The organism is Burkholderia sp. LMU1-1-1.1, from assembly GCF_040675865.1.
GTDB lineage: Bacteria > Pseudomonadota > Gammaproteobacteria > Burkholderiales > Burkholderiaceae_D > Rugamonas.
This window is the reverse complement of the sequence record NZ_JBEGHG010000008.1, coordinates 128,724-153,791: the sequence shown is the minus strand read 5'-3', so window position 1 is coordinate 153,791 and position 25,068 is coordinate 128,724. Positions and strand designations below refer to the sequence as shown.

21 protein-coding genes are annotated in these 25,068 nt (G+C 63.9%); 4 read left to right on the top strand and 17 right to left on the bottom strand.

All coding sequences use genetic code 11. The features are described from left to right. Positions 1-9 precede the first annotated feature (9 nt). Entirely contained in the window at positions 10-1,062 is a 1,053-nt protein-coding gene (locus MRBLMU1_RS09430) for a TraB/GumN family protein (protein ID WP_363500040.1), read from the bottom strand. Between the two features lie 237 nt (positions 1,063-1,299). Between MRBLMU1_RS09430 and MRBLMU1_RS09425 the strand changes: the two genes are divergently transcribed. Both MRBLMU1_RS09425 and MRBLMU1_RS09420 read left to right on the top strand, forming a co-directional pair. Then, entirely contained in the window at positions 1,300-2,562 is a 1,263-nt protein-coding gene (locus tag MRBLMU1_RS09425) for a glycosyl hydrolase (RefSeq protein ID WP_363500038.1), read from the top strand. A 64-nt stretch (positions 2,563-2,626) separates the two neighbouring features. Further along, a complete protein-coding gene (locus MRBLMU1_RS09420) occupies positions 2,627-3,901 on the top strand; it encodes a M28 family peptidase (RefSeq protein ID WP_363500036.1) in 1,275 nt (424 codons plus the stop codon). A gap of 29 nt (positions 3,902-3,930) precedes the next feature. Here MRBLMU1_RS09420 and MRBLMU1_RS09415 read toward each other — a convergent pair whose 3' ends face one another. The 4 genes from MRBLMU1_RS09415 to MRBLMU1_RS09400 form a co-directional block, all read right to left on the bottom strand. Next, entirely contained in the window at positions 3,931-4,593 is a 663-nt protein-coding gene (locus MRBLMU1_RS09415; protein ID WP_363500034.1) for a DUF799 domain-containing protein, read from the bottom strand. Next, positions 4,590-4,958, bottom strand: a complete 369-nt coding sequence (locus tag MRBLMU1_RS09410; RefSeq protein WP_363500032.1) for a DUF4810 domain-containing protein — start codon at positions 4,956-4,958, stop codon at positions 4,590-4,592. Before MRBLMU1_RS09410 ends, MRBLMU1_RS09415 begins: the two co-directional genes overlap by 4 nt. 8 nt (positions 4,959-4,966) lie before the next feature. Further along, positions 4,967-5,647, bottom strand: a complete 681-nt coding sequence (locus MRBLMU1_RS09405) for a CsgG/HfaB family protein (RefSeq protein ID WP_363500030.1) — start codon at positions 5,645-5,647, stop codon at positions 4,967-4,969. Between the two features lie 223 nt (positions 5,648-5,870). After that, complete coding sequence (locus tag MRBLMU1_RS09400) at positions 5,871-6,746, bottom strand: LysR substrate-binding domain-containing protein (protein ID WP_363500028.1); 876 nt, start codon at positions 6,744-6,746, stop codon at positions 5,871-5,873. 102 nt (positions 6,747-6,848) lie between these two features. Here MRBLMU1_RS09400 and MRBLMU1_RS09395 point away from each other — a divergent pair, with 102 nt between their 5' ends. Next, positions 6,849-7,256, top strand: coding sequence for a tautomerase family protein (locus MRBLMU1_RS09395; protein WP_363500026.1), 408 nt, complete (start codon positions 6,849-6,851; stop codon positions 7,254-7,256). Positions 7,257-7,261: 5 nt separating this feature from the next. Further along, positions 7,262-7,822 (top strand): DUF4865 family protein, encoded by a 561-nt coding sequence (locus MRBLMU1_RS09390; protein WP_363500163.1) that lies wholly within the window; start codon positions 7,262-7,264, stop codon positions 7,820-7,822. Here MRBLMU1_RS09390 and MRBLMU1_RS09385 read toward each other — a convergent pair. From MRBLMU1_RS09385 to leuS, 12 genes are all read right to left on the bottom strand, one after another. Beyond that, the gene (locus MRBLMU1_RS09385) at positions 7,817-9,412 is read right to left on the bottom strand and encodes a DUF4145 domain-containing protein (protein ID WP_363500024.1); all 1,596 of its coding nucleotides are present in this window, start codon (positions 9,410-9,412) and stop codon (positions 7,817-7,819) included. The genes MRBLMU1_RS09390 and MRBLMU1_RS09385 overlap by 6 nt on opposite strands. Before the next feature lie 38 nt (positions 9,413-9,450). Continuing rightward, entirely contained in the window at positions 9,451-11,049 is a 1,599-nt protein-coding gene (locus MRBLMU1_RS09380) for an SEL1-like repeat protein (protein ID WP_363500022.1), read from the bottom strand. A 17-nt stretch (positions 11,050-11,066) separates the two neighbouring features. After that, positions 11,067-13,358: an EAL domain-containing protein gene (locus tag MRBLMU1_RS09375; RefSeq protein ID WP_363500160.1), complete on the bottom strand. Its 2,292-nt coding sequence runs from the start codon at positions 13,356-13,358 to the stop codon at positions 11,067-11,069. 7 nt (positions 13,359-13,365) lie between these two features. After that, complete coding sequence (locus MRBLMU1_RS09370) at positions 13,366-15,465, bottom strand: HDOD domain-containing protein (RefSeq protein ID WP_363500157.1); 2,100 nt, start codon at positions 15,463-15,465, stop codon at positions 13,366-13,368. A 279-nt stretch (positions 15,466-15,744) separates the two neighbouring features. Beyond that, positions 15,745-17,022, bottom strand: coding sequence for a multidrug effflux MFS transporter (locus tag MRBLMU1_RS09365; protein WP_363500020.1), 1,278 nt, complete (start codon positions 17,020-17,022; stop codon positions 15,745-15,747). 85 nt (positions 17,023-17,107) lie between these two features. Further along, positions 17,108-18,310 carry a THUMP domain-containing class I SAM-dependent RNA methyltransferase gene (locus tag MRBLMU1_RS09360; protein WP_414646052.1) on the bottom strand — a complete coding sequence of 401 codons (1,203 nt, stop codon included), beginning with the start codon at positions 18,308-18,310 and terminating at the stop codon, positions 17,108-17,110. A gap of 44 nt (positions 18,311-18,354) precedes the next feature. Then, complete coding sequence (locus tag MRBLMU1_RS09355) at positions 18,355-18,957, bottom strand: 2-hydroxychromene-2-carboxylate isomerase (RefSeq protein ID WP_363500018.1); 603 nt, start codon at positions 18,955-18,957, stop codon at positions 18,355-18,357. 10 nt (positions 18,958-18,967) lie between these two features. Further along, positions 18,968-19,384 carry a CopD family protein gene (locus MRBLMU1_RS09350; protein ID WP_363500016.1) on the bottom strand — a complete coding sequence of 139 codons (417 nt, stop codon included), beginning with the start codon at positions 19,382-19,384 and terminating at the stop codon, positions 18,968-18,970. A 9-nt stretch (positions 19,385-19,393) separates the two neighbouring features. Then, complete coding sequence (locus tag MRBLMU1_RS09345; protein WP_363500014.1) at positions 19,394-20,665, bottom strand: glutamate-5-semialdehyde dehydrogenase; 1,272 nt, start codon at positions 20,663-20,665, stop codon at positions 19,394-19,396. Between the two features lie 41 nt (positions 20,666-20,706). Next, positions 20,707-21,723, bottom strand: coding sequence for a DNA polymerase III subunit delta (holA, locus tag MRBLMU1_RS09340; RefSeq protein ID WP_315220164.1), 1,017 nt, complete (start codon positions 21,721-21,723; stop codon positions 20,707-20,709). A 10-nt stretch (positions 21,724-21,733) separates the two neighbouring features. Further along, positions 21,734-22,348: an LPS assembly lipoprotein LptE gene (gene lptE, locus MRBLMU1_RS09335; protein WP_363500011.1), complete on the bottom strand. Its 615-nt coding sequence runs from the start codon at positions 22,346-22,348 to the stop codon at positions 21,734-21,736. Positions 22,349-22,379: 31 nt separating this feature from the next. After that, on the bottom strand, positions 22,380-25,022 hold the full coding sequence (gene leuS / locus MRBLMU1_RS09330; RefSeq protein WP_363500009.1) for a leucine--tRNA ligase: 2,643 nt from the start codon (positions 25,020-25,022) through the stop codon (positions 22,380-22,382). Positions 25,023-25,068 lie beyond the last annotated feature (46 nt).

Below are 25,068 nucleotides of genomic sequence, written 5' to 3'. Positions count from 1 at the left end.
AGCAGGAAGTTACTCCGGCTTCTGCACCACATACCCCTTCGCCTCCAGCGCCGCGACAAATCCCTTGGGGTCCAGCAAATCCTTCACCGGCAACGTCGCGAAAGTGGAGGCGTTGGCCGCCAGCGATTTCTCGGCGGCCGCCACCCAGCTATCCTGAATCTTCTGCTGCACCGACTTCAACCCCGGCCGGCTTTGGAGCAAGGCGCTGTTGAGAACCGCCGAATCGCAGGCGCCGTCGCGGTCCGCGTAGCTGATCTTCTGGATCGCCTCGAGATCGCCCTTGGCCCAGGCGTTGGCGCGCACGCGCATGGCGTCGATGTCGTCTTCCAGCCGCGCCATCGTGTTGGAGAAACAGGCGACGTCGTCCAGCGGCACCTTCTTGAACTCCCTGAGCATCTTGACCGGATCGTCGATCTCCAGCTTGGCCTCGGTCGACGTCATCTTGATCTTGTTTTTCTTGACGAGCTTTTCGATCGTCTCGCGCACCTCGCGTCCGCCCGAGCCCAGGCCGGCCTGCTCCAGGCCCTTGCGGAACAAGGTGTCGGCGGCGAAGATCGGCCGTTCGCGCTCGATGCCGTCGTCGTCGCCGATGTACTTTTTCTTCAGCACCAGCCAGCGCGCGTAGACCGGCGCCGGCAGCAGATCCTTGAGCTCGGCGCCATCCGGATTCTTCTTGAAGCCGATCGCGAACGGCAGCAGCGTCATCTGGCGGAAAAATCCCACGTCGGCCGTCGCGCCAGGCGGCCGCAGATATTCCTGCGACTGCGCCAGAATGGTTTCCACTTCCTGCGAGCGCCATTCCATTTTCTTCGGCAGCGGCGAGTAGGTGCCGAACACCCAGAGCACATGATCGCCCTTCGACACTTTCCACAGCCCCGGACCGGGCCGCTGCCCCGCCACCAGGATGGTCTCCGCAATGACGCCCTCACCCGCGACGGCCTCGACCTGCTCAGCCGGCGGCGCCGATTCGGTTTGCGACCACGCCGGCGCGACGCTTAGCGCGCACAGCGACAACACGACCAGACTACGGCCTACGGTGAACCGGAACGAAGGGCTGTTCATGACTATCCTGATGTGGGGAAATTGTTGTCGATTATATATATCGCATGCGGCGGGCGGTGGGCCGCAAAGCGCCAGCAACGCGAGTATCATGTGGCGCCCCCCAAGGCACAGCGGAACGCGCCGCGTTAAACATGCGCGTCATCTCGGCTAAACAAGCACCCAAAAACCTGTCCCGGTTGAAATGCTCCCCAGGCGCGGCTACATTGTGGGCTGACCACTCAACCAACAGGAACTCCGATGCCATCTTCCGCCACCGCGGCCATCAAACTGCTAGCCCTGTCGGCGATGCTGACGTTGTCGGGCGCCGCCGCCGCCGCGGAAAGCTGCACGATCAACGGCAAATCCTGGCCCCTGTGCGGCAACGACAACGGCCGCTGGTCGTTCGAGAAAGGTCAATACTGCGTGGCGCGCAATTTCTGTCCGGACAACCGCACCAGCGCGCCCACCGTCGCCACCCGGGAGGCGCCGGTCGATCCCGATGCCAACGCCAAGACCCGCGCCACCTATGCCTGGCTGCGCGGCATCTGGGGCAAAAGCATCATCGCGGGGCAAACCGACCTGTCCTGGAACGATTCCATCGACATGGCCGAACGCGTCCACGCCGACACCGGCAAATACCCGGCGCTCATGGGTTTCGACTTCATGGACTACGGCATGACCGCCCCGCATGCGGGCCAGCGCCAGACCGAAGAGGCGATCGCCTTCGCCAACAAGGGCGGCCTGGTGACCTTCCACTGGCACTGGCGCGATCCTTCGCTGCTGAAGACCGCACAGGTCGATAAGGCGCGCTTCTATGTGCGCGAGCCGGACACAAGCAAGAACACCACATTCACCATCCCGGTCGCCAACGGCGCGCTGGACACCGCCAGCCCTGCCTATCAGCAGATCAACGATGGCATCGACCTGGTGGCGGTGCAGCTCAAACGCCTGTCCGACGCCAACGTGACCGTGCTGTGGCGTCCGCTACACGAAGCCTCGGGCAACAACGGCGACGGCTGGTTCTGGTGGGGACGCGCGCGCGCCGACGGCGTGCCGCAGGCCTACGCCAACATCCTGCTTTGGCGCCACATGTACGACCGCCTGGTCAAGGTGCACGGCATCCACAACCTGATCTGGGTATGGAACGGCCAGGACCCGGCCTGGTATCCCGGCGACGACGTGGTCGACATCGCCAGCTTCGACATCTACGACGACACAGACAACAAGACCTACGGCTCGCAGATCGCCAAGTACCGGCAAACGGCGCAAGTCTCGGCCGAGCAGAAACCAATCGCGCTGACCGAGAACAGCTACATCCCGGACCCGGACAAGATGCGGGCCGACGGCGCGTGGTGGCTGTGGTTCATGACCTGGAACGACGGCGACGGCCCGGCCGGCGTGAGCTCGCCGAACAATTTCTGGACCGGCGAACACTTCAACACCAACGCCCACAAGCGCAAGGTCTACAACCATCCGGACGTCATCACGCTGGACAAGCTGCCACGGTTCCAAGAGAGATAACTTCTCAAATCCTGCGGTGTGATGCAGAATGGCAGAGCTTATTGACCCTGCCGAGAGGAAATCCATGAAACCAGTAGTAGCATTGAGCATGGCGCTGGCCTGCGCCGGGTGCGCCGCCCAAGCCCAGGCTCCGGCTCCAGCCCCGACGGCGGCCGCCGCCGACCCGATCTCCTCGCTGGTGGGCCAGCTCGATCTGGAAAAATACAAGGCCACCATCAAAGGCCTGACCCGCTTCGGCGACCGTCGCCAGGGGACGGAGCGCAACCGCCAGGCGCTCGACTGGATCGAGGCGCAGCTGAAGTCCTACGGCTGCGCCAACACCGAACGCCTGCAATACCAGTACACGCAAGCGGCGCCCGGCGCTCCGGCGCCCAAGCGGCCGCCCGGCATTCCGAGCGGCGGCGCCGGCGGCCCACCGGGCCAGGGCGGCAGCACCTTGTTCGGCAACCGCATCGCCACCGGCGTCAACACCGATCCGATGGCCCAGCCCGACGAGAAGCTGCGCGCCCTGAACGCGGAACAAACGCCGGTCGGCACCTCGCAGCGCGAGAACGTCTACTGCACCAAGGTCGGCAGCAAGCACCCGGAGGAGATGTACATCGTCAGCGCGCACATGGACGGCATCGGCTTCGGCGAGGCCGCCAACGACGACGGCTCCGGCACCGCGCTGGTGATGGAACTGGCGCGCATCTTCAGCGCGCCCGGCGTCGAGACCGACCGCTCGATCCGCTTCATTTTGTGGAACAACGAGGAGACCGGCTTGAACGGCGCGACCGCCTACGTCAACCAGCGCAAGGACTTGCAGGGGATCGAATCGCCCAAGGGATCGGGCAAGTATCCGGAGCCTAAATGGCTGGGCATGATCCAGCACGACATGATGCTGTTCGATCACGGCATGCCGTTCCAGAAGATCGACGGCTACGGCAAGCCGGTGGTCGACGAGCATGGCAAGCCGGTGTTCGTGGCACCGCCCGAACAGCGCCTGGAGGCCGACGTCAACATCGAATACCAGTCGGTGTCGAAGCAGGCCGATGCCTCGGCCAAGCTGGCCTGGGCCTTCCGCGCCGCCAACGACAAGTACGCGACCCACTATCCGGCCGCCGTCGGCTTCCACATGACCAACACCGATTCGACGCCGTTCATGGATCTGGTGCCGTCGATTTCGCTGCGCGAGAACGAGCGCGGCCAGCAGATCGGCTCCGGCTGGGACCCGCACTGGCACCAGCCGACCGACCTGTACGCCAACTTTTCGGACAAGGACTTCCTGCTGGGCTTGAACGCGGCGCAGACCACCCTGGCGGGCGTGGCCCAGCTGGCCGGGGTGCGGATCAAAAAGTAACTACCCGAAGTAATTACTGCGCGAAGTAATTACTGCGTCGCGTAGTTCTTCGAGCGCGGTCCGTACAGCAGACCGTTGCTGTAGCCCGCGCTCAGCAGGCGGGCGTTGGCCACGCCCGCCACCGGGTGCGACGCGTCGGTGGTGGTGTTGATGATCTGCTTGACGGCCGCCGTGATCAGCGCGCCAATCAGGCCGCCGCCGCTGTTGTTGCCGCCTTCGTTGTCCGACGCGCTGGCCGAGCCCGTCCACAGCACCGTGCCGGTTTTCAGGTCGACCAGCTTGGCGTCGACCGCGACCACCGCCACACTGTTGATGACGTTGTAGGTGGAGCCGTACTTGGAAATGGTCATGTACAGCCCGGCATCGGCGCCGAAGATCTCCTGCAGCTTCTTCGGATCGACGCCCTGGATGTCGGCGGCGCCGGTCAAACCGTTCTGCTTGAAGGTCTCCGCCACGACTGCCACCGGCAGCACGTAATACCCGGCCTCGGCAAGCGGATACGTCACCTGCGCGTACACGCTGTTGCCGGCGTTGACCTCGGGCGAATTGTTCAGCGGCGGCAGCACCACGATCGAGCGCGGCTTGGCCGCCTTGAACGCGGTGTAGTCATACGACGGCGCCTTGGTCGCGCAGCCGAACAGGAAGACCGCCGGCGCCAGGCAGGCGGCCAGTTTCAGGAAACGCGACATCATAATTTCTCACCCTTTTTCATTTTACCCAGCAGGAAGTCCATATACGCGGCCGATTCCGGGAACAGTTTTTTCTCGTCCTCGAACTGCGTCACCACCTGGTCCGGCTTGCCCGCCACCGAGTACAGCATGCCCAGATGGGCGTGGAAGCCCGGCGGCACGTTGTTGCCCTTGGCGCTGATGGTTTGCAAGTCCTTTTCCATCGCGGCGATTTGCTGCTCCGGGCTCTCGCCCTTCAGGTATTGGTACACCTGCGGCTGGTAGCCTTCCCACTGGTACATGGTCTTGGGCGGCGTGGCGCAGCCGGTCAGCACGGCGGCGGCCAGCGCCAGCATCGCCGCGCGCTTGAAGTTCTTCGTCGGTTTCATGGCGGTCCTTATTGTTTCGGCAGGGTCAGGGCGCCGGCTTCGACGCCGGAGACCAGGCGGTCGACCGCCTCGCGCATCGCCAGGTCCAGCACCTTGCCGTTGAGCGTGGCGTCGTAGCTGGCGGTGCCGCCGAAGCCGAGCACTTCGCGGTTCGACAGGCTGAATTCGCCAGCGCCCTGGGTCGAGTACACCACTTCCGACGTCGCGATATTGACCACGTTGAGCGTCACCTTGGCGTAGGCGACCTGGGTCTTGCCGCGGCCGGCGATACCGAACAATTGATGGTCGCCCACTTCCTTGCGGCCGAACTCGGTCACGTCGCCGGTGATGATGAAATCGGCGCCCTTGATGTTCTGGCCCTGCTTCTTGTACTCGGATTCCTGCTTGAGCTCGGACATATTGTCGCGGTCGAGCACGTTGAAGCGGTTGGTCTGCTGCAGTTGCGCGATCAGGATGGTTTTCGACTGGCTGCCCAGGCGGTCGACACCGTCCGAGAAGATGCCGCGCATGAAGCTGGAGCGGTTGTCGAATTTGCCGACGGCGACCAGGGTGCGCGGGCCGGCGTACGGGCGCGCGGCGCTGGCGGCGGCTGGCACGGCGATGGCGCGCGACGATTCGGTGGCGCAGCCGGCCAAGGCCGAAACGATCAGCGCGGCGGCCAGCAATTTGCCGGAATTGAGAGTGTTCATGTTGCCCCTAAGTGGTGGATGGACCAAAGTCATCTGCAAATTAATATTTTGCAAGTAAATTTCTTCGCGGCAATTATAGGGGTTTGTGGCGCGGGAAATCTCTCCAATAGTCACGCTACGTGATATAGAGATCCGTAGGGCGGATTAGCGAAGCGTAATCGGCCACGGATGCTCCGTCGGCGACGCATACATGGCCGATTAGGTGTTCTCGCGGTCTCCAGGGTCAGCCCAATGCCGGGGCCACCGCTTCCAGCACGATCTCGCGCAAACGCTGCGCCACCGGCTTGAGCTGCGCCTCCGATTGCAGCAGGCTCAGGCCGATATGGGGCAAAGGCGGCAGCGACGCCGGATCGAGCAGGCGCAATCCGGCCGGCATGCCGACGGACGTGCGCACCGTCACGCCCAGGCCCGCCGCGACGGCCGCCCAGATACCCGACAGGCTGGTGCTGGTGAAAGCGATGCGCCAGGCGATGCCGGCCCGGTCCAACGCGTCGATCGCCGCCGACCGCATCAGGCAAGGCGCGTCGAGCATCACCAACGGCAGCGGCGTGCCGTCGTCACGCGCCGGCAGCTCGGCATGCGCGCCGGCCAGCCAGCGCATCGGCAGCTGCCCCAGGCGATGCGCGTACGGCCAGTCGCCGACGCGGTCCCAGACCAGCGCCAGATCGAGCTGGCCGGCCCCCACTTGTTCGATCAATTGCGCGTTGCGCCCGACCCGCGCCTCGATGCTGATCTGCGCGTGCGCGCGGGCGAAACGACCCAGCACCTCGGTCAGCAGATGCTCGCCGAAGTCCTGCTGCATGCCCAGCCGCACGCTGCCCGCCAGATCGGCGCCGCGCAACGCCGTCACCGCCTCATCGTTCAATTCCAGCAGGCGACGCGCGTAGGCCAGCAGCATCTCGCCCGCCGACGTCAACCCCATGCCGCGCCCGGCCTTGCGCAGCACCGGCGCGTCGAGCTGGTCCTCCAGTTTTTTCAACTGGGCGCTGACGGCAGAGGTGGACCGCCCCAGACGGTCGGCCGCCTTGGCGAAGCTGCCCAGCTCCACACCGGTGACGAAGGTGCGCAGCACATCAAGGTCGAAGGTGATCTTTCGCATAACCATCCTGATTTATCGAACTATTCATCAAAATATTCCTGATTTTCAGTACTAAATTAGTCCTGTATCGTGAAGCTGTCAATCAAACAAACGGAGGACACCATGCCGATGAGCCGCATCTCCCTGCTAAAAGGAAAATCGCCCGACTATTTGCGCGCGCTTGGCGACAGCCTGCACGCCGCCATGGTGGAGGCATTCAACGTGCCGCCAACGGACCGCTTCCAGGTCATCCACCAGCACGAGCCGAACGAACTGATTTTCGACCGCGATTATGAAAGCGAGGGCGGTCCGCGCTCGGACGACTTCGTTCTGATCGCCATCACCGCCGGCAAGCCGCGCAGCACTGAGCTCAAGCAGGCGTTCTACCGCAGGCTGGTGCAGCGGCTGGCCGAGACGCCGGGGATCAACCCGAGGGATGTGATGGTGGTGATCACCACCACGCTCGGCGACGAGTGGTCGTTCAGCGGCGGCGCGCCGGCGGCGCCGCTGCTGCGGGGAGTTGGATCGTGATCGCGATGCAGTACAGCTTCGTGCTGCCGGCCGACTACGACATGGCGATCGTGCGGGGGCGCATCGCCACCAAGGGACCGCTGCTCGACGATCTGCCGGGACTCGCGTTCAAGGCCTATCTGCACTCGGAGCGCGGCGAGTCGGCCGAGAACCTGTACGCGCCGTTCTACCTCTGGCGCGACGAAGAGTCGATGCATGGTTTTCTTAACGGTCCGGGATTCGCCGGCGTGGCGCGGGCCTTCGGCTGGCCCTCGGTGCGCACCTGGACGCCATGGCATGCCAATGTGGGCGCCGAGGTGCGCGCGGCACGTCATGCGACGCGCAGCGTGCAGACGATCGCCCCGTACAGCAATCTGGCCATCCTACGCGAACAGGAGGAAGGGTGGGCGCGGGACGCGCGCGAACGCGGCGCGCTGGCGGTGGTGATCGGTTTCGAACCGGTGGCGTGGACCGTCGTGCGGTTTTGTTTGTGGCGCGATGCGCAACCCATCGACGTCAGACCGGGAGAACAGCATTACCGGGTAGGCCACATGTCTGCGAGTAGCTGCCCCGGCACTAGTCTATAAGCCGCAGCAGGCCTTATACTTTTTCCCGCTACCGCAAGAGCAAAGCTCGTTGCGGCCAACCTTTTCGTTGGCGATTCGCTGTTTGACAGACGCTGGCAACCCGCTTGTTTCTTCCTTGACGTTGTTGCTTTTGATTTGAGACAACGATATTGCGTTGGTGACGAAATCACGCACGCGCTGTTCGCGGTTCGGGTACGGCCGTCCCAGTTCGTCGAACAAGAGGCGCGTCAACGCGAAATTCTCGAGCTCTTTAACGGACATCCTGGCTCGCGCCGCCATCAGTCCGTCGATCAAAGGCGGTGCCATCTGAAGCGCTTGACTGGTGGTCGCCTCGTCGTTGTCGCCGACCGCGATTTCGAAAGCTTTCTGTACCAGCGCGAGCGCTTCGATCCATCTCCCCGGCTCCTCCCGCGACATATACAGGTCGGCTAGGTCCAGGTGGGCCTGGTTGACCTTAGGCATAGCGCGTTGAAGGAACTCTTCCGCCCTGGAGAATCCTCCCGGCAATGAACCTTTGCGGATGAGGACGCCAACCGCACGCTGGGCGATGTGAAGGCCAGCATCACTTGCTCGTTGTAGCCAGGTGAGCGCCGCAGCTTCGTTCGCCGCCACCCCTTCGCCGTGATACAAAGCCTGGCCCGCTTGATATTGGCCGATGGGGTAGCCGGCTTCCGCGGCGCGCAACGTCAAATCAAACGCGGTCTTGGCGTTGGCCGCCACGCCCAGCCCTTCCCGATAGATCGTCGAAAGGAGAACGAGTGCCAGTGGATGGTCTTCAGCGGCCGCGCGCTCTAAATAGTCCCTGGCCCGCTCATGGTCAACCGGTTCGTCATGCAGGCCGAGCAGCGCCGAGCGGCCGCACCATGCGAGCGCGTCTATGTCGCCATCCTGGCTGGCCATCGCGATCAGATGGACGCCCCGCCCAATATTCTCTTTTCCGTCTTTTCCCTCTGACAATGCGAGGCCATATTGGTAGCGCGCCGGGGCGTAGCCAGCATCGCTGGCGTAGCGAAGCAGGTCAAGCGCCCGGTCCTTCATCGCGTCGACTTCCGTTTGCGTCGCTTCGGCGAACTTGGACGTCGACCGCTTCAGCAGCAGCATGCCGGCCCGGTACTGGTCTGTGGCGCGGTTTTCAAACAAGGCCCGGTAGCACACCTCGCCCACTTCGTCCGGGCTTTCATCGACGATAAGGTAGTCAGGTACTGTAGCCCCGCGATTCTTCTGACGAAATACAACCTCAATCAGCGCCAACACGTCGACGAGCGCCTGATTGGCCATGGCTTGCAGTTGCTCCTCACTCCGCAGGCTTTCCTCCGGATGCGCTGCCGAGTTCCCCCAACGCCGTAACTTGTGCAGCAGTTCTTGAATGTCCGGGTTGATCAGATGCGACTTGACGAGCACATTGATCTTTCCCTCCAGGCCCAGCTTCCAATCGCCGTCGTAAGGATAGAGCATGTCGCAGCACAAACTGGCAAGCGCCCGCGTCTGAATGAGCGCGTGCGCCGGGAATTGATGCTGGCTGCGTTTGGCGACGCCGTATAGCGACGCGATGCGGGCGGAGGCTAGCTCGGCAAATTCGAGATCGTTCATGGTCGCCAGCTTACGTCAGGCGCCGCGCCGTCGCAAGCTTACGTGAGGTGCGGCGCCTGCAACCGCTGGCGCGCCTGCGCCAGCTGTTCGCTGTCCATGCGCGACGCCGCCGTTTTCAAATACCGCTCGGCGGCGCCGAAGCCGCCGCGTTCCGCCATCGCCAGCCATAACCACGCCTGCGTGACATCGGCCCGTACGCCCTGCCCCACCAGATACATCAACCCGAGATTGAACTGCGCGCGCAAGTGCCCCTGCCCGGCCGCCTGCGAGTACCAATGGTGCGCCTGCGCGTAATCCTGCGGCATGCCCTGGCCATTGTCGTAGCGCAGACCGAGCGCGAACTGGGCCAACGTATGTCCCTGCGCCGCCGCCTTCGCATACCAGCCGTTGGCCTGCGCGCTGTCCGGCTGCGGCCCCTCGTCGTTATCGAACAACAGCGCGAGGTTGTACTGCGCCGCCGCGTAATCCTGTTCGGCCGCGCGCCGGTACCACAGCATCGCCTTGCGCAGATCCTTCGGCACGCCGCGGCCCGTCTCGTAGCGCAGGCCCAAATCGAACTGCGCCCGCAGGTGGCCCTGGTCGGCCGCCTTGCGATACCAGAAAATCGCTTCCTGATGATCCATCGGCACGCCATGCCCGGCGTCGTACAGCAGGCCGAGATGGTACTGCGCGCCGGGATAGCCCTGCTCCGCCGCCTTGCGGTACCAGCGCTGCGCCTGATCGTAATCCTGCGGCACGCCCTGGCCGTGGTCGTAGCGCAGCCCCAGGTTGTTCTGCGCCCCGGCGTGGCCCTGCTCGGCCGCCTTGCGGTACCAGTCCAGCGCCTTCTGCTCGTCGCGCGGCACGCCCTGGCCGTTGTCGTAGATCAGACCCAGATTGAACTGCGAGCTGGCGTGATCCTGTTCCGCCGCGCGGCGATACCACAGGATCGCCTTCTGGCTGTCCTGCGCGATGCCGTCGCCCTTGTCGAAGCGCAGCGCCAGATTGAACTGCGCCGGCGCGTAACCCTGGTCGGCCGCCTTGCGATACCACGACATCGCCTGGCCGACATCCTGCGGCACGCCCTGGCCATTGTCGTAGCGCAGGCCGAGGTTGAATTGCGCGCGTGCATAACCCTGCTCCGCCGCCTTGCGGTACCAGGCGATGGCCTGCTTGAAATCCTGCGGCACGCCCTTGCCGGTGTCGTACATCATGCCCAGATTGTTTTGCGCGCCGGCGTCGCCCTGCTCGGCGGCCTTGCTGAACCAGTGCATGGCTTTCTGCGCGTCCGCCTCCAGGCCCTGGCCCTTGGCGTACAGCCAACCCAGGTTGTATTGGGCGGCGGCGTAGCCTTGCTCGGCGGCCAGCTTGTACCACGCCGCCGCTTCCTCGTAATTCTGCTCGACGCCTTGGCCCTTCTGGAACATCACGCCCAGGTTGTACTGGGCGTGCTCCAGCCCCTGCATGGCCGCCTGGCGGTACCACACCACCGCCAGCTCGAAGCTCTGCGCCACGCCCTGGCCGTTGAAGTACATAAAGCCCAGGCTATGCTGGGCGTTGGCGATACCACGTTCGGCTTGCTGCTTCACGCGCAGGAACTCGGCTGTGTAAGTGCCGCTTTTATTGGCATCGGGTCCGTCAGGCGTGTATTTCGTCATACTGCTTCACTGATTGTTCAAGCCTGGATTGCGACCATGGCCGGTTGGGTGTCTGGAGCCGGCGCAAGGTTAGCGTTGGGGGCGTTGGGCGACGGCGAGGAAGAAGCCGACAAGCGGTTCTGGTCCTGCAGCACGTCGATGAAACTGAGCAGCGAGATCGGGCGGTGGTACAGATAGCCCTGCATCGTGGTGCAGCCGTTGGCCTGCAGGTAGCGCGCCTGCACGTCGGTCTCCACGCCTTCCGCCACCAGGTGCAGGCCGAGGCCGCGCGCGATCGAGATGATCGCCAGGATCACGGGATAGTGGCCGTTCTCGTCGTGGATCTCCTTGACGAACGACTGGTCGATCTTGATGGTGTGGATGGGGAAGCGGTGCAGATACGACAGCGACGAATAGCCGGTGCCGAAATCGTCGATCGCCACCGACACGCCCAGTTGGCAAAGCTTGTTCAACTGCTCGATCGCGTACTGCGGATTGCGGATGCAGATGTTCTCGGTGATCTCCACTTCGATCTGCGCCGGCGAGATGCCGTAGCGCGTCAGCGCGCCGCGCATCTTCTCGAAGAAGTCGCCCCGGTCCAGGTATTGCGGCGACAGGTTCAGCGACAGGCGTATCGCCTCGCCGCCGGCGGCGTTCCATTGCAGCAGGTCGCGGCACAAGGCGCCCAGCATCCAGTCCGAGATCGGCAGCATCAAGCCGTTTTCCTCGGCGAACGGCAAGAACTCGCCGGCCGACAGCAAGCCGCGCTGCGGATGGTTCCAGCGCATCAGGCCCTCGGCGCCGATGATGCGGCCGGTGGCCACGTCGAGCTGCGGCTGGTAGTACATTTCCAGCTCGTTGAGCTCCAGCGCCTTGCGCAGGCTTTGTTCCAGCGCGATCTTCTGGTGCGACACGTCGAGCATCGAGTCGTGATAGAAGCTGTGGCCGTTCTTGCCCAGCGCCTTGACCTGGTACATGGCGATGTCCGCGTGGCGCAGCAGCTCGTCGATGGTCTCGCCGTCGCCCGGATAGATGGCGATGCCGATCGAGGCCGAGATGTGCACCTCGTGGCCATCGAGGTCGAACGGCTCGTGCAGGCTTTCGAGGAACTTGTCGGCGATAGCCTTGGCGTCCTGGCGGTCGCGCAGCTCCGGCAGCACGATGGTGAACTCGTCGCCACCCTGGCGCGCCAGGGTGTCGCCCCGGCGCAGGCAGACCTTCAAACGCTGCGACACCTGCTGCAGCAGTTCGTCGCCCTTGACGTGACCCAGCGTATCGTTGACCAGCTTGAAGCGGTCAAGGTCGATGAACATCACCGCCAGCTCGGTCAGTTTGCGCTTGGCCTGGATCACGGCCAGCCCCAGACGGTCCTTGAACAGCATGCGGTTCGGCAGGTCGGTCAGGATATCGTGGTAGGCCTGGTAGGAGATCACTTCCTCGGCGCGCTTGCGGTCCGTGATGTCGCGCGCGACGCCGTAGGTGCCGAAGAATTCATGTTTCTTGACGCTGTGGTCGGGGACGTGCATGCCGATCGCGTTGAGCGAAATCGTCATCAAGGTGTTGTTGAAGGTGCGCTCGATGCCGCCGCCGGTGTTGCACTTGAGGCGCAGTTCGACGTTGCGCGAGGCCCGTTCGTCGACGCGGCGCTCGTTGAAGGCGTAGCGGGCGCGCTCCTGGTCCTCGTCGTGGACCACGACCGAATAGTGCTTGCCGATCAGCTCTTCGCGGGTGAAGCCCAACAGCTGCTGCACGCGGTCGTTGATGAAGGTGAACTTGCCTTCGTGGTTGAGCGTGTAGATGATGTCCGGCGAGCTGTCGACCAGGTAGCGGTACATCTTCTCCGAGTTTTCCAGCTTGGAGGCGATGCGCTCGTTGTCGACCGCCAGGCGGCGCTTCTGCAGCGCGTTCTCCACCGTCTTGAGCAGCTCCTCGCGGCTGTAAGGCTTGCGCAGGTAGTCGTAGGCGCCGCGTTTGAGCGCGCCGATGGCGGCGTCGATGCCGACCTCCCCGCTCATGACGATGACGTCGCCGTCGATGCCCTTGGCGTTGATGAAGTCCATGATCTCGTGGCCGCTCATGTCGGGCAGGCGCAGGTCGAGCAGGATCAGATCGAATTTCAGCTTGGTCAGCTGGACCAGCGCCTCGCTGCCGCAGGTCGCGGTCACCAGCTGGTAGTCGCGGTCGCGCAGCAGTTCGTACAGCGACGACAGCAGGCGGGGCTCGTCGTCCACCAGCAGGATGCGTGGCCAATTGTCGGTGGCGTGGGCGACGGGGGTCAGGTCGTCCGAACTCGTTTCTGGGGCGGCGTGGCCGGCGGGAGTCAGGTTCATCATGGCCTTAAACTGAATCCATCAACCGCGTTTGCACGCCGCCGACGGGACTGGGGCTGCTACGGGCAGGCAGCAAAATTTCGAAAGTGGTTCCCGCTTTGCCGGAACGGCAGGTGATCAGGCCCTGCATCTTCTTCACCAGGCCGTGGACGATGGACAGGCCCAAGCCATGGTGCGGGCCTTCCTTGGTGCTGCGCACCTGGGAGAACAGGTTGGCCAGCACGTCGGCCGACAGCCCCGGGCCGGTGTCGCCGACGACCAGCTCCAGATACAGCTTGCGCTCTCGGTTGACGTGGCCGCGGTTGGCGATTTCGATCTTTCCGCCGTCGGGCATAGCCTCGACCGCGTTCTTGATCAGGTTGACCAGGATCTGCTTGAGCAGGTCGGCGTCGCCCTCGATGTCGGCAGGCTCCTCCTGCATGCGCACCACGATCTGCACCGACGCCGGCACGAAGTCGGTGGCGCGGAACAGGCGCAGCACGTCGTCGACCACGCGCGCGACATCGGTGGCGCGCGTCGTTTCGGTCGGCTGCAGATCGGCCAGGCCGTTGATCAGTTGTCCGACACGGTCGATCTCCTCGTTCAGGATCGACATCTCGCCGACCACCGGCTCGCGCCTGGCCAGCTTGCTGTCCAGGACCGACAGGTAATTCTTGATGATCGACAGCGGGTTGTTCACCTCGTGCACCACGCGGCGCGACGCCTCGCGGTACTCCTCGGCGACGTGGGCGATCTGGCGCTTGGCGTGACCGCGCTCGCTGATCGCCGTCTCCAGCGCGGCCGCCGCCTGGGTGCCGAACGACTGCAGGAAGCGCGCGCGCTTCTGGTAGCTGGCCATCTGCCAGGCCGGCGCGCCGCCGATCAGCACACCGAGGCAGCGCTGGTTGGCCACCAGCGGCAGGCATACCATGCACTCGGTGCCGAGGATGCGGAACAGCTGGTCCTCGGCCACGCTCAATGGCGGCTGCTGTTGGCCATCGCGGCTGATGATGGCCAGCTTGCGCTCCAACGCGCACGCCGCCACCACACCGCCCTTGTTGAGCGGGATGATGAATTCGGAAAAACGCAGTTGCTGGTCGCCGGTCGCGGTGCCGTGCAGCGCGTGGCCGGTCGGATTCTCCAGCAACACCAGCGCGTTCTCGAAATCGAACAGGATGCGCGCCGAACGCGTCATCGATTCGAGCAGGCCTGCCTCGCCGTTCTGGCGCGCGAAGGACTGGCCCATCTCGGACACCAGCACCATGTTGCGCACCTCCTCGGACAGGCGCTGCTGCACCGGATCGACCACCGGCGGCGCGTAGGCGGGCGGCACCGGCACGTCGTCGACGCCGGTCAAATCGATGCCGAGGTAATCGGCCGACTTTTCCACCTGGCGCGCGGCGTTGTTGACGATTTGCTCCAGCACCTCGCCATCGAGCCCGCACAGATGCGCGCCGTTCTCGATCGCCTCCTGCTGGTCGTCGTGGCTGCACAGCAGGTGCGCCAGGCGCACGATGCGGATCAGCGGATGCGAAGACTCCAGGCGCGCCAGCGGCTCGTGGTGATACAGCACGCTGTCGGCCAGGAAGGAGTCCAGGTGCCAACGCTCGATCAACCAGGCGCCCGCCTCCGAGTGCGTGATCTGCAAGGTGCGCTGCTCGACGGCGCACAGGTCCTCGTCGTCGCGCGCCATGAAGTTAAAGCCGTATTCCTTGGGCGCGGTCGCCAGCAGCGCCAGGCGCCCGACGTTGTGCAGCAGGCCGGCCAGATAGGCTTCCTCGACGTGCGGATACTCCATCTTGCGGGCGATGTCGCGCGCGATGACGGCGGTCGTCAGCGAACCTTTCCAGAAGCCGCGCAAGTCGGTGCTGCCGGAATGGGGGAAGCTGTTAAAGGTCTGGAACACCGATTCGCTGATCACCAGCGTCTTGATCATGTCGGTGCCGAGCGACACCAGCGACTGCTCCAGGCCGACCGTGCGGGCGTTGCGGTGGAAGGCCGAGCTGTTGGCGACGGTGAGGATCTTGCTGGTCATCGCCGCGTCCTTGGCAATCAATGCGGCGAGCTCCGGCATGCCGGCGTCGTCCGCCTGCAAGTGCTCGATCAACTTAATGAGTATCTGCGGCATGGCCGGCAGACGGGCAATCAGCAATCGATTGCGAATATCATGGTCAGGTTGATGCATCGTATCCAGCTTTGCCGCCAGTGGTCGTCGAATAAGGGGAGGTACTCAACGGCTCAGTACCGCAAAAAGTTATTTTTTCATCAGTATTTCAGGCAGGTTTTTGGCTTGAAATTACGTCTGGAAAAGTTATATTAGCATAAAGTATCATGATAACTTAGCAGCTATCAAGCAGATATCAATCTTTCATTCTAAACTAATTCAATTTCCCACAGTAAATAAGTGTTAACCTGGATGGCGTAGAAGCATGCGCCGGTAATGGCGCGACGTCAACCACAAAACGAGAGCAGAGGCACTAAAAGCCAGCTGTCCGGCGGCTAACCAGAGCACGGAGTGTGATAGGAACGGCGCGATCACGCCCGCCACCAGCGCGCCGAGCAAGGTCAGCGCGAACGATTGGCACGAGGCCACGGTGCCCCGGATGTGCGGGAACAGGTCCATCGCCAGCAGGGTGGCGGCGGGCGCCACGACCGACATGCCGAAGTTGTAGAACAGCAGCGGCGCCACCGACCAGGGCAGGGCCGGCGGCAGCCACAGATGGTACAAAACGTTCACGACCGGGGCCGCGATCAGGAAACAGAAGCCGATGCCGATCTGTCGCGAAAATGTCATCTTGCCGGCCATGCGGTTGGCCGCCAGTGCGCCCAGGAAGATCCCGGACACCGCCGGAATGAACAGCCAGCCGAATTGCGACGGTCCCAGACCGAGGTGCTTGGGCAGGAATTCCGGCGCCGCCGCGATATACACGAACAGACCGGCGAAGTTGAGCGCCACCACGCCGGACTTCATGTGGAACAGCGGCGAGCGCAGGATGTCGCCATAGTTGCGCACCAGGTAGCGCGGATTGAACGGCTGGCGCTTGTGCGGCGGCAGCGTCTCCGGCAGGCGCCGGTAGCAATAGATGAACAGCAGGATCGTGTAGCCCAGCAGCGACAGGAAGATCGCGCGCCAGTCGAACAAGGTGACGATCCAGCCGCCGAGGATGGGCGCGATGGCCGGCGCGATCGAGAAGATCATCGTCACCATCGACAGCAAGCGCGCCGCGGCGGCGTCATCGTACAGGTCGCGGATGATGGCACGCCCCACCACCACCCCGGCGCCGGCCGACACGCCCTGCATGACGCGGAACACCCACAGGTAATGCACCGTGTGCGCGGAGGCGCAGCCCAGCGTGCCGATGGCGAACATCACCAGCGACACCAGCACCACGTTGCGGCGCCCGAAGGCGTCGGCCAGCGCGCCGTGCCACAGCACCATGGCGGCGAAGGCCAGCATGTAGAACGTCAGGCTTTGCTGCACCTCCAGCGGGGTGGCGCCCAGCGAGGCCTGGATGTTGGGGAAGGCCGGCAGGTAGGCGTCGATCGAGAATGGCCCAAGCATCGACATCGCGGCCAGCATGGTCGCCAGCCCGGCGGCGCTGAGCACCTTCATGTGCGACGGCGGCGGCGGCGGGATCTCCGCGACGGGATCGGGCGGGAGATTGGCGGGAGGTGTGGGGAACATGCGGCGCTTTCCGGGTGAGGCGCCGGCTTGCACCCCACCCCGCTGCTCACACCTGCGGGTTCAGTGCCGCATCGACGCGGACTTCTTAAACTTCTTTAGGCTTGGCTGCTTCGCGGCGGTTGAAGCCCGCCACCATATCGAAGCGGAACAGACGGCATTCGAGCGCGCCGTTGAAGAACGGCGTCTTGCGCGATTCCTTCAACCGCAGCATCTTCGGCAGCCCCAGGTCGGCGGTGAACAGGAACACCGTCCAACCGGCGAAGCGCTGTTTGAGCGTGGTGCTCAACGCCGAATAGAAACCGCTGGCCAGTTCGTCCTCCGGCAGCGAGCTGTCGCCGCGCACGCCGATACGCTCGCCGTACGGAGGATTGGTCAGCAGGATGCCCGGCTGCTCGGTCGGCGCCTTCACTTCCTGCGCCTCGATCTGCTTGAGCGGCACGTCGAACATGATGCCGGCGCACTTCAGGTTATGACGGGTCATCGCTACCATGTCACCCGAGATGTCGGAGCCGAAGATGGTCGGCGATTCCGGCAGCGGATTGGCCTTGATCGAATTCTTCATCTCGTTCCACGGCGCCGGATCGAAGTCGTTGAAGGCTTCGAAGGCGAAACGGCGGCGCGCGCCCGGCGGGATGCCCTGCACCATCTGCGCCGCTTCGCACAGGATGGTGCCGGAGCCGCACATCGGGTCGAACAGCGGCATGCCCGGCTTCCAGCCCGACACGCGCAGCAGGCCGGCGGCCAGGTTCTCGCGCAGCGGCGCGTCGCCGGTCTCCTCGCGCCAGCCGCGCTTGAACAGCGCCTCGCCCGAGGTATCCAGATAGATGATGAACTGGCGCGCGTCGAGGAAGCCGACGATGCGCATGTCCGGCTCCTTGGTGTTGACCGAAGGACGCTTGTCGAACTGGTCGCGGAAGCGGTCGCAGATCGCGTCCTTGATTTTCAGCGTGGTGAACTCCAGGCTTTTCAGCGGGGATTTGACGGCGGTGACGTCGACACGGATCGTGTGGTCGTAGGTGAACCAGTCTTCCCACTGCTGCGCCAATACCAGGTCGTAGATGTCGTTCTCGTTCTGGTAGCCGGTGACGGCCATGCGCATCAGCACGCGCGAGGCGATCCGCGAGTGCAGGTTGATGCGGTAGGAATCAAGCAGGTCGCCGGAGCAGTGCACGCCGCCGGGGACCTGGTTGTGCACCTTCATCGTGGTGCTGAGGAGGGCGATTTCGCCCAGTTCTTCGGCCAGTGCCGCTTCCATGCCGCGCGGGCATGGGCAAAAATAGGATGCCATAGGTGTACCTTTTGTCCGTTGAAAAACCAAAACTCTTTACTGCTTTACTTCTGCATTGCGCGCTCGAGGAAGTCCAGGCGATCCTGGCCCCAGAAGCTTTCTCCATCGAGCACATACCACGGCGAGCCGAATACATTGGCTGCGGTGGCGTCCTCGGTATTGCGGTCGTATTCGGCCTGCACGCTGGCCGTCTCCGACGATTTGATCAGCGCGCGGCCATCGAGGTCGCAGCCGCCGGCGATCTGCGCCAGCGTGTCCTCGTCGCCGATGTTCTTCTCCTCTGCCCACAGACCGCGCATGATGGCGCCGGCCAGTTCGAGCGCGACGTCGACGCCGTGCGTCAGGCGCGCGGCGATCACCATGCGGTTGGCCAGATCCGGCGACACCGGGAAGAACTTCGGCTGCACGTTCATCGGCACGCCGAGGAACTCCGACCAGCGCGTCAGTTCGACCAGGCGGTAAGCCTGGCGCTGCGGTGCGCGCTTGGCCAGCGGCAGGCCGCCGGATACACCGAACACCTTGCCCAGATCGAAGGGACGCACCTCGATCTGCACCGCGTGCCGGCGCGCCATGGCGACGAAACGCTCATGTCCCAGATAGGTCCAAGGCGAATGGATGGCGAAAAAATACTGACAGACTTTGCTCATGATGCTCCGATCAGAACGGTTTGACGACAACCAGGATCACGATGGCCAGCAACATGAACACCGGTACTTCATTAAAGACGCGGAACCACTTGTGGCTGCGCGTGTTGACGCCCTTTTCGAACTTCTTCAGGATCGAACCGCAGGCGTGGTGATAGCCGATCACCAGCACCACCAGCAGCAGCTTGGCGTGCATCCAGCCCGGCATTTTCGCGCCGTACTGCATGTAGACCAGGATCGCGCCGAACACCACCGCGAACACCGACAACCACATCGAAAAACGATACAGCTTGCGCGCCATGAGCGTCAGGCGCTCGGTGGAGGCGGTGTTGGTTTCCATCGCCAGGTTGACGAAGATGCGCGGCAGGTAGAACACCCCGGCCATCCAGCAGATGACGAAGAAAATGTGCAGCGCTTTAATCCAGAGCATAGCTATCCTTTATTGACGAACTTCACCGTGACCGAACACCACATACTTCAACGACGTTAAACCTTCCAGTCCGACCGGGCCGCGCGCGTGCAGCTTGTCGTTCGAGATGCCGATTTCGGCGCCGAGACCGTACTCGAAGCCGTCCGCGAAGCGCGTCGAGGCGTTGATCATCACCGACGCCGAATCGACCTCGCGCAGGAAGCGCATGGCGTCGCTGTGATCCTCGGTGATGATGGATTCGGTGTGCTTGGACGAGTACTGGTTGATGTGCTCCATCGCCTCGTCGATGCCGTCGACGATTTTCACCGACAGGATCGCGGCCAGGTACTCGGTCGACCAATCTTCTTCGGTGGCGGCCGCCAGGTGCGGGTAGCCCGCCGCCGACAGGATCGCCAGCGCTTCCGGATCGGCGCGCAGCTCGACCTCCTTGGTCGCGTACAGCGCGGCCAATTGCGGCAGCACGGTCGGTGCGATCGCGCGCGCGACCAGCAGGGTTTCCATCGTGTTGCAGGTGCCGTAGCGGTGGCACTTGGCGTTGAAGCCGATGTCCAAAGCCTTCTTCAGATCGGCCTTGGCGTCGATGTAGACGTGGCAGATGCCGTCCAGGTGTTTGATCATCGGCACGGTCGCCTCTTCCATCAGGCGCGCGATCAGGCCCTTGCCGCCGCGCGGCACGATCACGTCCACATACTGCGGCATGGTGATCAGCGCGCCGACGGCGGCGCGGTCGGTGGTATCGACCACTTGCACGCCGTCCTCAGGCAGGCCGGCACCCGCCAATCCTTCCTTGACCAGCTTGGCCAAGGCGCGGTTGCAGTGGATCGCCTCCGAACCGCCGCGCAGGATGGTGGCGTTGCCGCTCTTGATGCACAGCCCCGCCGCGTCGACGGTGACGTTGGGACGCGATTCGTAGATGATGCCGATCACGCCCAGCGGCACGCGCATCTGGCCGACCTGGATGCCCGACGGGCGGAATTTCAAACCGGAGATCTCGCCGATGGGATCGGGCAGCGCGACGATCTGGCGCAGGCCTTCGACCATCGTGGCGATGGCCTTGTCCGACAGCGCCAGGCGGTCCAGCATGGCCGGCGCCAGGCCGTTGGCGGCCGCCGCGTCCATGTCCAACTGATTGGCCGCGCGCAGCTGGTCGGCGTCGCGTTCGATGGCGTCGGCGATCAGGGTCAGCGCGCGGTTGCGCGTGGCGCTGTCGGCGCGGGCCATCGCGCGCGATGCCTTGCGCGCCTGCTGGCCCAGTTGTTCCATGTAGTGCTTGATATCCATGTTCATTCCACGATGTCCGTTACATTCTTAGGCGACAAACTTCAACCGCGCGCCACTTTCAATGCCAGCTGCAGCATGGCGTCCCAGGCGTCGCCGTTGTGCGCCTTGGCGCGCAGGCCCTTGATCATCTTGTCCACCTGCGCCGCGTCCTTCATCGCCGCCTCCAAGGTCGGCAGCGAGATGCGGCGCAGCGCCGGGTCCATCATGCGCTCTTTCGGCCCCCAGATGCGGTATTCCTTGAGCAGCGCGCCGAGCGGCCTGCCCTGCGCCATGCCCGACTTCAGTTTCAATAGCGTGCGGATCTCCTCCGACACCGCCCACAGCACCAGCGGCAGCGCCTCGCCCTCGCCTTTGAGGCCTTCGAGCATGCGCACCAGCCGCGCCGGATCGCCAGACAGCATCGCCTCGCTGAGCTTGAACACGTCGTAGCGCGCCACGTTGAGCACCGCGTCGTGCACCTGCTCGTAGGTCAGCTTGCCCGGCTCGTGCAACAGGGCCAGCTTCTGGATCTCCTGGTGCGCCGCCAGCAGGTTGCCCTCGACGCGGTCGGCGATGAAGTCGACGCTTTGCCGGTCGGCGCTTTGCCCTTGCGCGGCAAGGCGCTGGCCTATCCAGTTGGGCAACTGCGCCCGTTCGATCTGGGCGATGTCGATATACACCGCCGCCTGCTGCAGCGCGGCCACCCAGGCCGCCTTTTGCGTCTGCCAATCCAGCTTGGGCAGGGTGATCAGGGTCAGGTTGTCCGGACTCAGATCCTTGACGTAGTTCTGCAGCGCCGCGCCGCCATCCTTGCCGGGTTTTCCGGTCGGGATGCGCAGCTCGATCAGCTTCTTGTCGCCGAACAGCGACAGCGCCTGGTTGGCCGCCAGCAGCTCGCCCCACTTGAAGCTGCGCTCGACGGTCAGCACGTCGCGCTCCGAATAGCCCTGCGCGCGCGCGGCGCGGCGGATCTTGTCGGCCGCCTCCAGCGCCAGCAGATGCTCGTCGCTGGTGATGACGTACAGCTGGGACAACGACTTCGTCAAATGCCCGTCCAGCGCTTCCAACCGCAATTGCATAAACGCGCCCTTACAGGATCGGCACGGCCGGTGCCGATTGGGTCGGCGCCGGATTTGGCGTAGATGCGGGCGTAGATGCGGGCACCGACATGCGCGTCATTTTGATGGCGGCGATACGGCGCATCATCTGCTGCACCAGGTCGGTCTGCATATCCTTGTACAGCAAGGCCTCTTCCTGCTCCTTGGCCAGCAGCTGGGTTTCGTTGAAGTCGATCGGGCGGCTCAGCGCGATCGCCGTCGGCGGCAGCAGCACGGCGCCCTGCTTGTCCAGCACGCGAAACACGATGCTGTACTGAAGCAGGTACTGCCGCACGCGGCCATTGCTGTTCAGCGACAGGATGGTTTTGCTCTTGGTGTGCTCCGGATTGGAAATCACCTCGATGATGCCTTCGGCCTCTTTCGCCGTCTTGACCACGGTGGTGCTGCCGTTGGCGTTGATGTTGCGCTTCAAATCGACCGCCAGCGGGGACGACTCGGGCAGCCCCACATACATCGTCGGGAACGGCAGCGTGTAGTGGCCGCCGTCGCCGCGCAGGTGGAAGCCGCACGCCGACACTGTCAGCGACACCGCCAGCACAATACCGCACAGGCGCGCGCGCTGGAACAACCGGGACCTGCTTGCCATGTTAGTCATCCGAGATCCGTCCGCTAATCTATTAAACAACGATGTTGACCAATTTGCCCGGCACGACGATGATCTTCTTCGGCGTGCCCTCGATGAATTTCCGTACCCCTTCGCTGGCCAGCGCCGCCGCCTCGATGGTGGCCTTGTCGGCGCCCTTGGCGACAACCACGCTGCCGCGCAGTTTGCCGTTCACCTGGATCATCATCTCGATCTCGGCCTGTTCCAGCGCGGCCGGGTCGACCTGCGGCCACTGGACGTTGAGGATGTCGCCGTGCGCCTTGCCATAGCCCAGTTCCTCCCACAGCACGTGGGTGATATGCGGGGCGACAGGGTTCAGCAAACGCAGGAAGATCGAGAAGCCCTCGGCCACCAGCGCGTTCGATTCGGCGCTGTCGTCCAGCTTTGCCGATTCGATCGTGTTGAGCATCTTCATGCAGGCCGAAACGACGGTGTTGTACTGGATGCGCTTGAGGTCATAGTCGGCCTGCTGCAGGATCTTGTGCAGTTCGCGGCGCAGGGTTTTCTGCGGCTCGGTGGCGACGGGCGCGGCCGGACCGTTCAACGCCGCTTCGATCCGCGACGCCTGGGCGTAACCGAACGCCCACACGCGGCGCAGGAAGCGGTTGGCGCCTTCGACGCCGCTGCCCGACCATTCCAGCGTTTGCTCCGGCGGCGAGGCGAACATCGTGAACAGGCGCGCGGTGTCGGCACCGTACTGGCCGATCTGCGCGGCCGGGTCGATGCCGTTGTTTTTCGACTTCGACATCTTCTCGGTGCCGCCGATCTGCACCGGCTGGCCGTCGTCCTTGGACACGGCGCCTTGCGGGCGGCCCTTGTCGTCCAGGGTCACTTCAACATCGGCGGGGTTGAACCAGGTCTTCTTGCCCGCGTCGTCCTCGCGGAAGTAGGTCTCGTTCAGGACCATGCCCTGCGTCAGCAGGTTGGTGAACGGCTCGTCGAACTTGACGATGCCGAAGTCGCGCATCACCTTGGTCCAGAAGCGCGCGTACAGCAGGTGCAGCACGGCGTGCTCGATGCCGCCGATGTACTGGTCCATCGGCATCCAGTAATCGTTGCGCTCGTCGACCATCGACGCGTTCGCGCCCGGCGACGTATAGCGCATGTAGTACCACGACGAATCGACGAAGGTGTCCATGGTGTCGGTCTCGCGGCGCGCCGGCTTGCCGCACTGCGGGCAGTCGCACTTGAGGAAGGCTTCGTACTTGTTCAGCGGATTGCCGCTGCCGTCCGGCACGCAGTCTTCCGGCAACACCACCGGCAGGTCTTTTTCCGGCACCGGCACCGAGCCGCAATCGGCGCAGTTGATCATCGGGATAGGCGTGCCCCAGTAGCGCTGGCGCGAGATGCCCCAGTCGCGCAGGCGGAAGGTGATCTTCTTCTCGCCCAGTCCCTTGGCGGCCATGTCGGCGGCCACCGCGTCGACCGCGTCGGCGTAGGACAAGCCGTCGTACTTGCCCGAGTTGGTGACGATCGAGACGGCCTTGTCGCCGTACCACTCCTGCCATGCCTCGGTCGAGAATTCCTGGCCTTCGGCCTTGATCACCTGCTTGATCGGCAGGTTGTATTTTTTGGCGAAGGCGAAATCGCGCTCGTCATGCGCCGGCACGCCCATGACGGCGCCGTCGCCGTAGGTGATCAACACGTAGTTGCCGACCCAGACCTCGACCTGCTCGCCGGTCAGCGGATGGGTGACGAACAGGCCGGTCGGCATGCCCTTCTTCTCCATCGTCGCCATGTCGGCCTCGATCACGGAACCCAGTTTGCACTCGGCGTTGAAGGCCGCCAGCTCGGGATTGGTCCGCGCGGCGTGGATCGCCAGCGGATGCTCGGCCGCCACGGCGCAGAAGGTCACGCCCATGATGGTGTCCGGGCGGGTGGTGAAGACGTACATTTTGCCGTCCTGGATCAACCGGCCGTCGGCGTCCTTGATCTCATGCGGGAAGGCGAAGCGCACGCCGGTCGACTTGCCGATCCAATTGGCCTGCATGGTGCGCACGCGCTCCGGCCAGCCGGGCAGCTTGCTGTCGACGTGCTCCAGCAGCTCGTCGGCGTAGTCGGTGATGCGGGCGTAGTACATCGGGATCTCGCGCTTTTCGATCAGCGCGCCCGAACGCCAGCCGCGGCCGTCGATGACCTGCTCGTTGGCCAGCACGGTCTGGTCGATCGGGTCCCAGTTCACGGTGCCGGTCTTTTTGTAGATGATGCCTTTTTCGAGCATCTTCAGGAACATCCACTGGTTCCACTTGTAGTATTCCGGCTTGCAGGCGGTCATCTCGCGCGACCAGTCGATCGCCAGGCCCATGGACTCCATCTGCTCGCGCATGTGGGCGATGTTCGAATAGGTCCACTGCGCCGGCGGCACGTTGTTGGCCATCGCCGCGTTTTCCGCCGGCATGCCGAATGCGTCCCAGCCCATCGGCATCAGCACGTTGTAGCCGTTCATGCGCAGGTAGCGATACATCACGTCGTTGATCGTATAGTTGCGGACGTGGCCCATGTGCAGTTTGCCCGACGGGTAAGGCAGCATCGAACAGGCGTAGTACTTCCCTTTCGGGAAACGCGGGTCGTGCTCGACGGCTTTATAGGCGTCGATGGCCTTCCAGTGGGATTGCGCGGCTTGTTCTACGTCGGCGGGACTATATTTATCTTGCATGGTGGTGTGCGGCCGGCGTGGCCCGGCAAAAAAGGAATATGAACCG